This is a genomic window from Dyella mobilis, from assembly GCF_016904945.1.
Lineage (GTDB): Bacteria > Pseudomonadota > Gammaproteobacteria > Xanthomonadales > Rhodanobacteraceae > Dyella_B > Dyella_B mobilis.
The window spans coordinates 45,965-59,058 of record NZ_JADIKF010000030.1 but is presented as its reverse complement, the minus strand read 5'-3'; the positions used below and the strand labels follow the sequence as shown (position 1 = coordinate 59,058).

15 protein-coding genes are annotated in these 13,094 nt (G+C 63.7%); 10 read left to right on the top strand and 5 right to left on the bottom strand.

The genetic code is table 11. The features are described from left to right. Positions 1 to 100: 100 nt before the first annotated feature. The 5 genes from ISS99_RS01225 to ISS99_RS01205 all read right to left on the bottom strand — a co-directional run bounded on the left by ISS99_RS01225 (position 101) and on the right by ISS99_RS01205 (position 4,386). Entirely contained in the window at positions 101 to 1,387 is a 1,287-nt protein-coding gene (locus ISS99_RS01225) for an EAL and HDOD domain-containing protein (RefSeq protein ID WP_204629744.1), read from the bottom strand. Positions 1,388 to 1,463: 76 nt separating this feature from the next. Continuing rightward, the gene (locus tag ISS99_RS01220; RefSeq protein WP_204629743.1) at positions 1,464 to 1,910 is read right to left on the bottom strand and encodes a flagella synthesis protein FlgN; all 447 of its coding nucleotides are present in this window, start codon (positions 1,908 to 1,910) and stop codon (positions 1,464 to 1,466) included. Between the two features lie 4 nt (positions 1,911 to 1,914). Next, complete coding sequence (flgM, locus tag ISS99_RS01215) at positions 1,915 to 2,226, bottom strand: flagellar biosynthesis anti-sigma factor FlgM (RefSeq protein WP_204629742.1); 312 nt, start codon at positions 2,224 to 2,226, stop codon at positions 1,915 to 1,917. Positions 2,227 to 2,332: 106 nt separating this feature from the next. Beyond that, a complete protein-coding gene (flgA, locus tag ISS99_RS01210) occupies positions 2,333 to 3,013 on the bottom strand; it encodes a flagellar basal body P-ring formation chaperone FlgA (protein ID WP_239537542.1) in 681 nt (226 codons plus the stop codon). A gap of 62 nt (positions 3,014 to 3,075) precedes the next feature. Next, positions 3,076 to 4,386 (bottom strand): methyl-accepting chemotaxis protein, encoded by a 1,311-nt coding sequence (locus ISS99_RS01205; protein WP_204629740.1) that lies wholly within the window; start codon positions 4,384 to 4,386, stop codon positions 3,076 to 3,078. Between the two features lie 160 nt (positions 4,387 to 4,546). On the opposite strand from ISS99_RS01205, the gene ISS99_RS01200 reads away from it, so the two are divergent. The 10 genes from ISS99_RS01200 (at position 4,547) to flgJ (ending at position 13,047) form a co-directional block, all read left to right on the top strand. Next, positions 4,547 to 5,467 carry a chemotaxis protein gene (locus ISS99_RS01200; RefSeq protein ID WP_204629739.1) on the top strand — a complete coding sequence of 307 codons (921 nt, stop codon included), beginning with the start codon at positions 4,547 to 4,549 and terminating at the stop codon, positions 5,465 to 5,467. A gap of 240 nt (positions 5,468 to 5,707) precedes the next feature. Then, positions 5,708 to 6,121, top strand: a complete 414-nt coding sequence (gene flgB / locus ISS99_RS01195) for a flagellar basal body rod protein FlgB (RefSeq protein WP_204629738.1) — start codon at positions 5,708 to 5,710, stop codon at positions 6,119 to 6,121. Then, positions 6,121 to 6,549: a flagellar basal body rod protein FlgC gene (gene flgC, locus ISS99_RS01190; protein WP_204629737.1), complete on the top strand. Its 429-nt coding sequence runs from the start codon at positions 6,121 to 6,123 to the stop codon at positions 6,547 to 6,549. Before flgB ends, flgC begins: the two co-directional genes overlap by 1 nt. A gap of 14 nt (positions 6,550 to 6,563) precedes the next feature. Then, positions 6,564 to 7,250, top strand: coding sequence for a flagellar hook assembly protein FlgD (locus ISS99_RS01185; RefSeq protein WP_204629736.1), 687 nt, complete (start codon positions 6,564 to 6,566; stop codon positions 7,248 to 7,250). A gap of 46 nt (positions 7,251 to 7,296) precedes the next feature. Then, on the top strand, positions 7,297 to 8,523 hold the full coding sequence (flgE, locus tag ISS99_RS01180) for a flagellar hook protein FlgE (protein WP_204629735.1): 1,227 nt from the start codon (positions 7,297 to 7,299) through the stop codon (positions 8,521 to 8,523). A gap of 23 nt (positions 8,524 to 8,546) precedes the next feature. Continuing rightward, positions 8,547 to 9,287, top strand: a complete 741-nt coding sequence (gene flgF, locus ISS99_RS01175; RefSeq protein ID WP_204629734.1) for a flagellar basal-body rod protein FlgF — start codon at positions 8,547 to 8,549, stop codon at positions 9,285 to 9,287. Between the two features lie 25 nt (positions 9,288 to 9,312). After that, positions 9,313 to 10,098, top strand: coding sequence for a flagellar basal-body rod protein FlgG (flgG, locus tag ISS99_RS01170; RefSeq protein ID WP_204629733.1), 786 nt, complete (start codon positions 9,313 to 9,315; stop codon positions 10,096 to 10,098). Positions 10,099 to 10,109: 11 nt separating this feature from the next. Then, the gene (flgH, locus tag ISS99_RS01165; protein WP_239537541.1) at positions 10,110 to 10,808 is read left to right on the top strand and encodes a flagellar basal body L-ring protein FlgH; all 699 of its coding nucleotides are present in this window, start codon (positions 10,110 to 10,112) and stop codon (positions 10,806 to 10,808) included. Positions 10,809 to 11,002: 194 nt separating this feature from the next. After that, positions 11,003 to 12,088 carry a flagellar basal body P-ring protein FlgI gene (locus ISS99_RS01160; protein ID WP_204629732.1) on the top strand — a complete coding sequence of 362 codons (1,086 nt, stop codon included), beginning with the start codon at positions 11,003 to 11,005 and terminating at the stop codon, positions 12,086 to 12,088. Then, positions 12,088 to 13,047 carry a flagellar assembly peptidoglycan hydrolase FlgJ gene (gene flgJ, locus ISS99_RS01155; RefSeq protein ID WP_204629731.1) on the top strand — a complete coding sequence of 320 codons (960 nt, stop codon included), beginning with the start codon at positions 12,088 to 12,090 and terminating at the stop codon, positions 13,045 to 13,047. Before ISS99_RS01160 ends, flgJ begins: the two co-directional genes overlap by 1 nt. The last annotated feature ends 47 nt before the right edge of the window (positions 13,048 to 13,094 follow it).

Sequence of the window (13,094 nt, the reverse complement as noted above, 5' to 3'; positions counted from 1 at the left end):
AGCGCGCCGACAAACGGCGTGCATGTCCCGGAATTTGTTGGGTTACGCTTCCTAACCCAACCTACCCATCGCGGGTTGCCTCTGTGCGAGGGGTGGCCGCTCAGTGCGGCCGCTGCTCCGCGAACGAATACACCTGGTCGGCCCACTGGGTAGCGGCGTAATACGCGCCGGCCATCTTGCGGATGTTCTGCGGCTGCATCTGCGCGGAGTGCAGGTTGCCCGCTTCCCACGCGTAGATCTGGCCGAGCAGCGGTGCGAACGGGCCGCGGTCTTCCACCAGTGCGTCGCGGATGTCCGGCGCCAGCGGCAGATGGCTGAGCACGAATTCCATCGGTGCGCACAGCAGCGTGTCGAGCAAGGACAGCAGGCCGGCCATGAAGGCCATGTCCTGTTGTTCGGTCGGCATGCCGTGTGCGAGTTTCTCGCACATGTGCGCGCGGATCAGCGCGGTGCGCAGCAGCTCCGGCGGACGGTCGTCCATGCTGCTCAGAGCCATGGTGTTGATCCAGTTGCGCATGCGCGCCATACCGAAGAAGATCGCCGCCTGCTGGATCGATTTCAGCTGGCGCGGCAGGGCGAAATAAGCGGAGTTCACGCAGCCGAGCAGCTTGTAGCTGAGCACGGCATCGTCGCGGATGATCTCGCCCAGTTCCACCGGCCCGGCGTTGCCCTCCTGCAATGCGCTCATCAGGCGCAGCAGACTCAGGCGACTGGGCGTAAGCACCGGTACTTCAATCTGTTGCGGCACCAGCAGGTAGCGGCCCTGGATGGCCTGGAATGGCAGGTCTTTGCAGCGTGCGTAAGTCTCGTGGTCGTCGACGTTGCCGGCGATCACGCTCAGGCCGCGATCAAACAACTGCTTGCAGCGCGCGGCCAGTATTTCGGCATCGAGCGCTTTGGCATCCAGGCGCACGTGGCGCACCAGGCGCAGCAACGGTTCCAGTGCGCCGTGGGGCTGGCTGGCGCTGGGGTCGAGGCCGCCAAGATCCAGCATCAGCGGGCAATTGCGCAGCACCAGTTGTTGCAGCCGCTGCAGCAGCGCGGTGTCGCGCACCTGGAACGGATCGATGATCACGCCCAGGCGCGGCGTGTGCGCAAGCACGTCCGTCTGTTCCAGCAGCAGCGAGCGCGGCATGCGCATGAAAGCGCGGTTGCCGCGCACCAGGCGGGTGATGGCGCCATCGGTAATGCCGGAAAGCACGCCGCCTTGCAGGGTGGTGTCGGCATCGGTGCCTGCGCCCTGGCGGTAGAACACCAGTTCGTAGGCAAACAGTTCTTCTTCGCGATCCAGCATCGGGCTGCGCACAACCGGCAGCAGCATGTCACTGAGAGAATTGGGTACTTCGTGCGTTACCGGGGCGGGAGCGGAAACTGTACTCGTCGTCATGATATCGATACCGGGCGTGGGTGAAGCGACTACCGTGAGGCGGGCATCGTGCCCAACGCACGAGGGGATGACATCATCAGGCTTGGGCTAGGGGGACCGAACGGTGTGTTCCCTGAAAGGCACCGCTTTGGCTGTAGGTTCCGGTTTGCGCATCCGTGCCGGTGAGCACGGAGAGGGCACGACGCACTTGGGTCAGGCGCTGGCCGACGAGCGTGCCGTTGCGCAGGTTCTTGTCGCGGCAGGTGGCCAGCGATTTCAGCAATTCGCGCCAGCTCGGCTCGGCCTGGCTCGCCGCTTCGGCGGAGGTGCTGCACAGGTGCAGGCGCTCCACGTCGAGCTGTTCGAGCCGGCGCATCAGCATCTGCTTGGCCTCGCCCGCGCGGTTGAGCGCTTTGGCGTCGGCGCCGGCAAGCGCATCGCGTTCTTCGTCCAGGACGGTGATCAATTGCGCGGTGGTCGCGCTCATTTCGTCCAGGACGGTGCGCAGCGCGGCACCCAGTTCGGCCTGCAGATTCGGACTCATGGCATTACTTCTTGCCGCTGAATTGGCTTTCCATGGAGGTGAGGCGATTGGCGATGGCGTTGGGGTCCACCTGGTAGGTACCGGCGGCCAATGCCTTCTTGATCTGCTCCACCTTGGCGGTGTCTACCGGACTGTCGGCGCTGCTGGCCTGGTGCAGGGCGCGGGCCGAATCGGTCAGCTTCACGCTGTCGTTCGCCTGCGGCGCGGCCGTGCTGCTGGCCGACGTGCCCGTCGATGCCTGGCTGGCGCTGTTTTCGGAACTGTTGGTCGCAAGCGGGAGCTGCGGCAGTCCGTTTGACGAAATGGTCGTGTTCATAGCCCTTGGGATTCTCTTGTTCGATGAGCCCTGTGAGAGGTATCGGCGTCCCCCGGGGAAACTTTAGTGCTGCCGATCACAATAAGTATCTCTGGTTTGCCGGGTATCAAGGCAGTGCCTCTACCTGGCCGGCGCCGGTCACGATGCCGTCGATGATCCGTCCCGATTCCCCATTGCGCACGCGCAGATGGGAGCCGGTATCGCCGCCGTCCAGGGCAACGGCCGAGGTGCGTACCTCGATGCCGCCCAGGTCGGCCACCAGGGACACTTCCTCCCCGGCCTTCACCACCTCGCGCCCGTTCAGGTCGCCCGGTTCCAGCACGGCGCCGGCCATCAGCGGCCGGGACAGCGAGTGGCCGGTGAGCTGGTCCAGGCTTTCTATGTAGCCGTAGCCCAGGCGGGCGATGTCGCGTTCTTCGGTATGCACGTCGGCCGGGCCGGCGATGTCGCCGCGCGCCATCGGCCGGCTGGTCACCAGCACCTGCCGGAAGACCTGCATCTGCACCGGCACCTGGATGGTCCAGTGCGGGCCGCTGCTGCAACTGACCGCGACGGCGACGCGCGAAGGCGTGCCTTGCCGGTTGGGCAGGTGCGTCTGCAACGTGCCCGGGCAAGCGGCCAGGCGCAATCGCGGATTGAGCATGGTCGGAGTGATCACCACGCGGCTGCCGGCGATGCTGTATTGCGTGCGCACGGCCTGCTCGGCGGCGCTGCGCAACTGGTCGGCGGTGGTATCGGCCATGGCGGCGTTGGACAAGGCGAGCACACCGACAGCTGCAAACAGCATGCTCATTCCCCTGCGTACAGGGGGATGGATGTTTGAGGCGTGGAAGCGGGCTCTGCGCAATGTCATGAATAACTGTCGGCGAGCATGCTCGCCAGCTGGTTGTTGATGGTTTCGCGTTCGCTGTCCAGCTTGCCGGACATCTGCGCGGCCTGGTCGAACTGGCCGTTGATCAGCAGTTCGAGGAAGGCATTGCCGTGTTCCTGCAGGCGGGCGGCGGATTCGCGCAACGATTCGCTCGACGGATGCTGGCTGCGGCGCGCGGTGAGGCGGTCCAGGCTGCGCTGCAAGACGTCGGTATCGAACCAGCGGCGATCCAGCGAGGTGGGTTCCTGCAAGGCCAGATCGATGCTCTGGCGCAGGCCGACCACCGATTCGCGCACGGTCAGGCTGAGGCTGGCGATGTCGTTGCCGCTCTCGCTTTCCAGCCAGCCCAGGCACAGGCGATGCGCCAGCGCGGCAGCGCGGTTGAGCGCCTCGCCGTGGCGGCGTGCTTCGTGGGCGCGGCGCTGCAAGGCGCCCAGCGTGGCTTTCATGCTGGTGGCACGCACTTGCGCGGCATCCTGGGTTTCGCGCAACGCCCGCAGGCGGTCGCTGGCGCCTTGCAATACTTCGCTGCCTTGCTGCAGCGAGCGTTCGGTTTCGCCCACGCCGCTCTGCGCGCGCTCCAGCCGTTGCAGGCCGAGCTGCACGTTGCCGTTCATCTGCAACGAGAACTCGCCGATCGAGCTGGTCACGGTTTCGATTTCTGCCGTGGCCTGGGTGGTTTTTTCCGCCAGTTGCTTCACTTCGTCGGCCACCACGGCAAAGCCGCGGCCGGCGTCACCCGCGCGTGCCGCTTCGATCGCGGCATTCAGCGCTACCAGGTTGGTCTGGTGGGCAATGTCCTGCACGGTGGTGGTCAGCGCGCGGATCTGCGCGACCTGTTCGGTCAGCAGGCTTTGATTCTGGTTCATCGCCGACAGCGCGCTGCGCAGCAGGCGCAGCTGGCCGTTCAGCTCGGCCACGCTGGCGGTGCTTTGCGTGCCGGTGCTGGAGGCCTGGTCGATACCGCCCTGCGCCTGTTGCAGGATCGTCGACATCCCGGCGCCGTGCTCCGTCAACTGGCCGACGCCGTCGCGGCTTTCGCCGATCGACTGCTCAAGCCCGGTCAGGTCGCGATGCAGCACCTGGGCATGGGTCAGCACCAGGCTTTGCTGCTCCAGCGACTGCAAGGCCACTGCCGCCGGCGCGCGCGGCGCCAGGCGTGCGAACAACGGCCCAAGAATGCCTGCCGCCACGGGGTATTTGCGGCTCAGCCGCGTCAGCTCCGCGTCGTTTCCGGCGAGGGCGGCTTGCGTCAAGGCGGCCAGGTGTTGGCTGCGAATCAGGCTCATAGACAAAGCAATTCCATACGTGGGTTCCCTGACATCGGCGGGAAACGTTGGAAGTTGAGGAAGCAAGTGGTGTGCCATGCCTTTTGCGTCCTGCTATTTCCTAAAGTCCCACGCGGGCGAGCCGATAACCCGGCGAGACCAAAGCAATACAGGAATTCCCATGGGCGGCGCGGCACTGCTGGACAGCGTGGAGAGTCACACCCGGCTGGCCGGCCACAACCGCGTGGCCATGCTGCTGTTCCGGTTGGGCCAGGCGCAGTTGTTCGGCATCAACGTATTCAAGGTGCGCGAAGTGCTGCGCAAGCCGGCGCTGGAAAAGCTGCCGGGCATGCATCCGCTGCTTGCCGGCAGCTTCGACTACCGCGGCAAAACCATCCCGGTGATCGACCTGGCGGCCGCGCTGGGCTATCCGCCGCTGGAAAACGACCATTCGGCGCATCTGGTGGTGACCGAATTCAGCCGTTCGGTGCAGGGCTTCCTGGTGGCGGATTTCCAGCGCATCGTGCATTGCACGGGCGAATCGCTCGAGGCGCCGTCGCCCACGCTGGGGTTCGGCGGCCGGGTCAACGCGGTCACGCGCATCGAGGGTCAGTTGATGGCCGTGGTCGACGTGGAGCACGTGCTGGCCACCATCGAAGGCACCGCGGCCGACGTGTCGCCGCGCATCCAGCAGCAGGCGGATCTGCACGATCTTTCGCCGCGCAGGATCATGGTCGTGGACGATTCCACCGTGGCGCGCCTGCGCATCATCCAGTTGCTCAAGCAGATGGATATCGAATGCGTGGTGGCCCAGGACGGCCAGGAGGCCCTGGAACTGCTCAAGCGTATGGCCGACGGCGAAGACGAAAGAATCACCGTGGTGCTCTCCGACATTGAAATGCCGCGCCTGGACGGCTACGCCCTGACGCGCGCCATCCGCGACACACCCACGCTGCGTTCTTTGAAGGTAGTGCTGCACAGCTCGCTGAGCGGCGTATTCAACGAAACACTGGTGCGCGACGTGGGCGCGGATCGCTTCATCGCGAAATTCCAGCCGGATTTGCTGGCCAAGACGGTAATAGAAATGATGTTGGCGCAATGACTGACTCCCTCTCCCCAAAGGAATAGGGAGTTGAAAGCACGGCGCACGTCAACAAATTGACGGCGCCGCCCGCGTCACGCCGATGTCGGAAATCCGTCCTTCCGCGCCGGTATAACGTCGCCGCGCAGGCGGCGAAAACGCCCGCGAGGGCGAAAAGGGCGGCTCCACGCGGTTTCTGACGCGTGGCATACAACTTGCTCGTGACCCTACGCAAGCAGTCAGTGCTGCGGGGAATCCGTCATGAGTAGCAATACCCTCGACAACGTGTTCGGTTTGAGCAGCCAGGCCCTGGAGGTCTGGCAGCGCCGTTCCGAAGTGATTGCCTCCAACCTCGCCAACGCCGATACGCCCAATTACCAGGCGCGCGATGTCGACTTCCGCCAGGTCCTGCAACAGGCCAGCGGCGATTCGTCGTCCTCGAACCTCGAGTTGAATACGCCCACGCAGGGCCAGATCAACACCACGACGCAATCGGCCGACGCCTTGAAATACCGCGTGCCGCTGCAGCCGAGCATGGACGGCAATACCGTCGATTCGCAGGTGGAGCAGTCGGCCTATGCCAGCAACATGGTGCATTACCAGGCCAGCCTGAGCTTCATCAATAGCGCGATCCAGACGCTGCGCCTGGCCATCAACGGTGGAGGACAAAGCTGATGTCGCTGATGAAGATATTCGATACCGCCGGTTCCGGCATGGCTGCCGAATCGCTGCGGCTCAACACCGTGGCCAGCAACCTTGCCAATGCCGACAGTGTCAGCAGCAGCCCCGACAGTGCCTACAAGGCGAAAGAGCTGCTGTTTGCGCCGACGCAGGAAAGCGACGGTCCGTTCGCTTCGCAGGAAAGCCAGGTCAACAACGGCGTGCGCACGCTTGGCGTTTCCGAAAGCCAGCAGCCGGTCGAATCGCATTACGAGCCGGGCAACCCGATGGCCGACGCCAACGGTTACGTGTACGGCACCAACGTCAATCCCATCGATGAACTGGTGAACATGATCTCTGCATCGCGTTCGTATCAGAACAACGTCGAAGTCATGAACACCACCAAGCAGTTGATGATCAAGACCATTGATCTAGGCAACTGATCCGGAGCCATTGCATGTCCGCCATAGGCAGCGCCACTTCCAGTCTTTCCACATCGGGCCTCAGCCTGACCGGCAGCACCGTCACGAGCACGCCCAGCGGCTCGATCATGTCGCAGTCGGACTTTCTGCAATTGCTCACCACGCAGTTGCAAAACCAGGATCCCACGCAGCCGATGGACAATTCGCAGATGGCCGCCGAACTGGCGCAGTTTGCAACGTTGTCCTCGACTCAGGATATCGACACCAATCTGCAGACCTTGAGCAGCAACGTCAGCAGCGGCATGCAGACCTCGCAGGTGCTCGGCGCCGCGAACCTGGTCGGCAAGCAGGTGCTGGTGCCGTCCACCACGCTCGAATACAGCGGCAGTACTGCCAGCGGTGCGGTGAATGTCACCACCCCCGGCGACGTGGTGGTCACCATCAAGGACAGCAACGGCAACACCGTCAACAGCTATGACCTGGGCAATCAGCAGGTCGGCCTTTCGCAGTTCAGCTGGAACGGCCAGGACAGCAATGGCAACACGGTGGCCAACGGCACCTACAGCATTTCGGCCAACAGCGGTGGCAGCAGCGCGTCGTTGACCACGTACGCCGCCGGTTCGGTGACCGGCGTCGGTTACGGCGGCAGCAGCACCGGTACTTACGTGCAAGTGGCGGGTGTCGGCGGCGTGCCGCTGAGCCAGGTCGCACAGATCAACTGAGGTCGGCGCGCATCGCCCGCCGTCATCAACTCCAGAGGAATACAGCATGGCTCTCAATCAGGCACTCAGCGGCATCAACGCGGCTCAGGCGGATCTCAACGTCATTTCCAACAACATCGCCAACGCGGGCACGGTGGGCTTCAAAGGCTCCACCGCGCAGTTCTCCGAAGTCTACGCGGTGACCGGTCTCAACCTGAGCTCGGTGGCTGTGGGCAGCGGCGCGGAACTCACCGGCGTGGCGCAGCAGTTCGGACAAGGCGACCTGGAAACCACCAACGGCAGCCTGGACATGGCGATGAGTGGCAACGGTTTCTTTGTGGTGAATAACGGCAGCGGCAATCAGTACACCCGCGACGGCGCCTTCCACCAGGATGCCAACGGCAACGTGGTGACGTCCTCCGGCGCGAACCTGCAGGTGTATCCGCCCAATGCCGCCGGCGGTTTCAACACCAGCACGCTCACCAACCTGCAGTTGAACACCGCGCAGAGTGCGGCGACGCCGACCAGCACCATCACGGCCAGCTCCAACCTGCCGGCCTCGGCCGCCCTTCCCACCGACGCGACGTTCAGCCCGACCGATCCGAACAGCTACAACAACGCTTCTACCCTGACCATCTACGACTCGCAGGGCGGCGCGCATTCGGCATCGATCTACTACGTCAAGACCGGCAACAACACCTGGAACGCGAATCTGTACATCGATGGACAGAGCGCGGGCACGCAGGCGCTGACCTTCAACAGTGCAGGCGCCTTGACCAGCCCGGCCAACGGCAATCTGAGCTTCACGCCGACGGCGCTTTCCAACGGCGCCACGCTGTCCAGTCCGCTGACGGTGAATATGTCCAACACCACGCAGTTCGGTACCGCCTACGCGCCGGGCACGATCAACCAGAACGGCTACGAAGCCGGCACGCTGGAGAACGTGGAAATCGGCACCGACGGCATCGTCACCGCGATCTATTCCAACAACCAGACCACCCAGCTCGGCCAGATTGCCGTGGCCAACTTCTCCAACCTGCAGGGTTTGCAGCAGGTGGGCAACAACAACTGGGTGGGCACGCAGGCTTCGGGTACGGCCGTGATGGGTACGGCCAGCACGGGTCAGTTCGGCGACATCGAACAGGGCCAGCTGGAAACCTCCAACACCTCCGACACCACGGCGCAGCTGGTCGACATGATCCAGGCGCAGCAGAACTACCAGGCCAACTCACAGATGCTCGGCACGGTCAGCTCGCTGGATCAGGCGCTGTTCCAGGCTGTCGACCGCGGTTAAACGACACCCTAAGGCCCTGACCCATGGATCGTTCCGTCTACATCGCAATGACCGGCGCCACGCAGACGATGCGTGCGCAGGAAGCGGTCAGCCACAACCTGGCCAACGCTTCCACGGTCGGCTTCAAGTCCGAGCTCAGCGCGTTTCAGAGCGTGCCGGTGCTCGGCCCGGGCGCCAATACGCGCATCAACGCGGTGGCGCAGGGCGAAGGGCAGGACGATACGCAGGGCACCATCCAGCAAACCGGCCGTTCGCTCGACGTAGCCGTGAACGGTCCGGGCTGGATTGCGGTGCAGGCACCGGACGGCAGCGAGGCTTATACGCGCGCCGGCAACCTGCAAATGGATTCGCAAGGCAATCTCACCGACAGCCGCGGCAATCCCGTCATGGGCGCCGCGGGTCCGATCAGCATTCCGCAAAGCGCATCGATCTCGGTCGGCAAGGACGGCACCATTTCCACCGTGCCGATGGGGCAGGGGCCCGACACCATTGCGGCGGTGGGCCAGCTCAAATTGGTCAATCCCGATCCCACCCAGATGACCGAGGGTTCGGATGGCCTGATGCACATGAACGACGGCAGCACCGCTGACGCGGATCCGACCGTCACAGTAACGCCCGGCGCGCTCGAAGCCAGCAACGTCAATGCCTCCTCTGAGCTGGTGAAGATGATCTCGCTGTCGCGCCAATACGAAATGCAGGTGCGCTCGATCAAGACTTCCGAAGACGACGCGGACGACAGCACCAAACTGCTGCAGAACAGCTGACGCAGCCTACGAACGGAGTTAAGCGATGTTTTCCTCACTTTGGATTGCCAAAACCGGATTGGATGCGCAGCAGACGGAGATGGACGTCATCTCCAACAACCTTGCGAACGCCAGCACCACCGGCTTCAAGGCTTCGCGCGCATCGTTCCAGGATCTGATGTATCAAAACGAAGGCCAGCCAGGCAGCCAGACCACGCAGCAGACCCAGGCACCCTCGGGCCTGTTGCTGGGTACCGGCGTGAAAGTGGTTGGCAGCGAAAAGCTGTTCACCCAGGGTGCGGTCACGCAGACCGGCAATCCGCTGGACGTGGCGATCCAGGGCAACGGCTTCATCCAGGTCAGCCTGCCGGACGGCACCGTGGCGTACACGCGCGACGGTTCGCTGCACCAGGATTCCACCGGCCAGCTGGTCACCGCCGACGGTTATCCGCTGGTGCCGTCGATCACGCTGCCAAACAACGTCAACAGCATCACCATCGGCACCGACGGCACGGTCAGCGCGACCAGCAACGGTTCCACCAAGGCCACCCAGCTGGGCGTGATCCAGCTGGCCAATTTCGTCAACCCCGCGGGCCTGGAGGCCATGGGGCAGAACCTGTATCTGGAAACCGAATCCAGCGGCACGGCCGAGACCGGGCAGCCCGGCATCAACGGCATGGGCACGCTCGCGCAAGGCTCGCTGGAATCGTCCAACACCAACGTGGTGGCGGAGATGGTCAACATGATCCAGGCCCAACGTACCTACGAGATGAACTCCAAGTCGATCAGCGCCGTCGACGACATGCTGCAGTTCGTCATCAATAAAACCTGAGTAGTACTCCTATGTCTCATCCATCCATGCACGTGCGTCTCGTCGTTGCGGCACTGGTTATCGCCATGCTTGCCGGCTGTGCGGGCATTCAGCAGCGGCAGAAACAGGAAGACGCCGAGTGGGCCGCCACCGCACCGGTGACGCAGCAGGAACCGGCGCCCGCCGACGGTTCGATCTACCACGACATGCAGAACATGGAGTTGTTCAACGATCCGCGCGCACATCGCATTGGCGACATTCTCACCATCAATCTGGTCGAGGCGATGCAGGCCAGCAAGAAATCCGAGACCACCACCAGCAAGACCGACAAGGTCAATGTCGGTGCGCCGGAAATCCTCGGCCATTCGCTGAGCGTGGGCGGTGGTGCGGCAGCGAATTCCGCACTCAATTCCGCCAACAGCTTCGATGGCGCGGGCAGCAGCACGCAGAGCAACCAGCTGACCGGCGAATTCACCGTTACCGTGTCGCGGCGCCTGTCCAACGGCAACCTGATGGTGCGCGGCGAAAAGTGGCTGACCATCAATCAGGGCCAGGAATTGATTCGCCTCTCCGGCATCATTCGTCCTGAAGACATCGCGCAGGACAACTCCGTCGACTCCACTCGCGTGGCCGATGCGCGCATCACCTACACCGGCCGCGGCACCATCGACCAGGCCAATACGCAGGGCTGGCTGGCGAAATTCTTCAATTCCAAGTGGATGCCGTTCTGATTCTCCCTTCTCCCCCTCCCCTCTGGGGAGAGGGTTGGGGTGAGGGGCCAATCTCGCGAAGCACTCCATTTTTCGAGTACAAAAGCATGCAGATCTTTCATCGCAAAAAAAGTGAGCATGGTCGCAAGACCGGCCCCTCACCCCAGCCCTCTCCCCGGAGGGGAGAGGGGGCAAAGGTTGCAGGAATTGTTGCGATGCTGGTTGCGCTATGCGCTTTCATGCCGGCGGCGCACGCCGATAAAATCCGCGACCTGGTGCAGGTCGCCGGCGTGCGCAGCAACCAACTGGTGGGCTACGGCCTGGTGGTCGGTCTCGATGGCACCGGCGACCAGACCACACAGGCACCGTTCACCACGCAAAGCCTGGAAAACATGCTGAAGCAGTTCGGCGTGTCCATTCCCAGCACCGGCATCCAGCCGCAGCTGAAAGACGTGGCCGCGGTGACCATCACGGCTGAACTGCCGCCGTTTGCCAAGCCGGGCCAGACCATCGACGTGACCGTGGCTTCAATCGGCAACGCCAAGAGCATTCGCGGCGGCGAGCTGCTGATGTCGCCCCTGCGCGGTGCGGACGGCAACGTGTATGCCGTGGCGCAAGGCAGCGTAGTGGTCGGCGGCGTCAGCGCGTCCGGCCGTAGCGGCTCCAGCGTGCAGATCAACATTTCCGCCAGCGGCCGCATTCCCAACGGTGCGTCGGTGGAACGCACGGTGCCCAATTCGTTTTCCCACGGTGGCGACCTGGTGTTGGACTTGAACACCGCCGATTACGTCACCGCCAATCGCATCGTCGAAGCGATCAACCATCTCTACGGTGCCGGCACGGCACGTGCGCTCGACGGCGGTTCGGTGTCGGTGCGCGGTCCGGTGGATCCGGGCGAGAAAGTGGCGTGGCTGGGTGCGATCGAATCGATGGACGTAAGTCCCGGCGATGCACCGGCACGCGTGATCGTCAATTCGCGTACCGGCACGGTGGTGATCGGTTCCGATGTGCGCGTGAGCGCAGCCGCCGTGGCACACGGTTCCATCCAGGTGACCATCAGCGAACAACCGCAAGTCAGCCAGCCGGCGCCATTCAGCAATGGCCAGACCACCGTCGTGCCCAACAGCCAGGTGTCGGTCAACCAGGACGGCGGTCACTTGTTTAAGTTCGGCCCGGGCGTGAGCCTGGATTCGATCGTGCGCGCGGTGAATCAGGTTGGCGCCACGCCGACGGATCTGATTTCGATTCTCGAAGCGCTGAAGCAAGCCGGCGCCTTGCACGCGGACCTGGTAGTCATCTGATGGCCGATATCGGCAACGCCGCTGCGCAAAGCCTGAGCACCTGGACAGACTTGTCCGGGTTCAGTGCCTTGCGTCATCAGGCGGAGACCGACCAGAACTCGACGCTGCCGGTGGTGGCCAAGCAGTTCGAAGCCATGTTTACCCAGATGCTGCTGAAGTCGATGCGCGAAGCGAACTTCGGTGATCCGCTGTTCGAAAGCCAGGCCGGCGATCAATGGCAGGATATGTACGACCAGCAGCTTTCGCTCAATCTTTCCCAGCACGGCAGGGGCCTGGGTATCGCCGACATGCTGGTCAAGCAGCTCGGCGGGCACAGCAGCGCGCAAGGTGCGGATCACAAGGCCGGTATGGTCGATCCGTCGGCCACCGGCCAGCTCGACAACTGGAAGCAGCGCCTCTACGACCTGGGCGATTCGGCACGGTCCACCGCGCAAAAAGCCACCGCGTGGATGCCCGCCGACGCCGAGGCCTTCGTGCGCGAACTCGCGCCGCAGGCCAGCATCGTCGCCAAGCAGCTGGGTCTGTCGGTACGCGCCGTGCTGGCGCAGGCCGCGCTGGAAACGCAGTGGGGCAAACACATGCCCGCGCATTCCGATGGCAGCAGCAGTTTCAACCTGTTCGGCATCAAGGCCGGCAGCAGTTGGGATGGCGCCCGCGTGAACGTGCCGACGGTGGAATACGAAGGCGGCATTGCGGTGCGCAAGCAGGCGCAGTTCCGTTCGTATGCATCCACGGCGCAATCGTTGGCCGACTACGCCGACCTGATCAACAACAACCCGCGTTACGCGCAGGCGCGCGGCCGGGGCGACGACGTGCTGGGTTACGCCAAGGCGCTGATCGAGGGCGGCTACGCCACCGACCCCTCCTACGCCAGCAAAGTCGCGGCCATCGCCAACAGCCCGATGATGCGCCAGGCGCTGGACGCGCTCAAGAAATCCGTCTCTCTGCCGACACCCTGAGCGTGACCTATGAGGATCGCTCGCACCAAGATCAGCCACCAAGGAAC

Bases quoted from the DNA above. Each gene is read 5' to 3' on its own strand.
- flgE (WP_204629735.1), top strand. From the start codon at position 7,297: ATGGCTCTCAATCAGGCACTCAGCGGCATCAACGCGGCTCAGGCGGAT.
- flgB (WP_204629738.1), top strand. From the start codon at position 5,708: ATGAGTAGCAATACCCTCGACAACGTGTTCGGTTTGAGCAGCCAGGCC.
- ISS99_RS01220 (WP_204629743.1), bottom strand. From the start codon at position 1,910: ATGAGTCCGAATCTGCAGGCCGAACTGGGTGCCGCGCTGCGCACCGTC.
- flgH (WP_239537541.1), top strand. From the start codon at position 10,110: ATGTCTCATCCATCCATGCACGTGCGTCTCGTCGTTGCGGCACTGGTT.
- ISS99_RS01200 (WP_204629739.1), top strand. From the start codon at position 4,547: ATGGGCGGCGCGGCACTGCTGGACAGCGTGGAGAGTCACACCCGGCTG.
- flgA (WP_239537542.1), bottom strand. From the start codon at position 3,013: ATGCTGTTTGCAGCTGTCGGTGTGCTCGCCTTGTCCAACGCCGCCATG.
- ISS99_RS01160 (WP_204629732.1), top strand. From the start codon at position 11,003: ATGCTGGTTGCGCTATGCGCTTTCATGCCGGCGGCGCACGCCGATAAA.
- ISS99_RS01225 (WP_204629744.1), bottom strand. From the start codon at position 1,387: ATGACGACGAGTACAGTTTCCGCTCCCGCCCCGGTAACGCACGAAGTA.
- flgM (WP_204629742.1), bottom strand. From the start codon at position 2,226: ATGAACACGACCATTTCGTCAAACGGACTGCCGCAGCTCCCGCTTGCG.
- flgG (WP_204629733.1), top strand. From the start codon at position 9,313: ATGTTTTCCTCACTTTGGATTGCCAAAACCGGATTGGATGCGCAGCAG.
- flgF (WP_204629734.1), top strand. From the start codon at position 8,547: ATGGATCGTTCCGTCTACATCGCAATGACCGGCGCCACGCAGACGATG.
- ISS99_RS01185 (WP_204629736.1), top strand. From the start codon at position 6,564: ATGTCCGCCATAGGCAGCGCCACTTCCAGTCTTTCCACATCGGGCCTC.
- ISS99_RS01205 (WP_204629740.1), bottom strand. From the start codon at position 4,386: ATGAGCCTGATTCGCAGCCAACACCTGGCCGCCTTGACGCAAGCCGCC.
- flgC (WP_204629737.1), top strand. From the start codon at position 6,121: ATGTCGCTGATGAAGATATTCGATACCGCCGGTTCCGGCATGGCTGCC.
- flgJ (WP_204629731.1), top strand. From the start codon at position 12,088: ATGGCCGATATCGGCAACGCCGCTGCGCAAAGCCTGAGCACCTGGACA.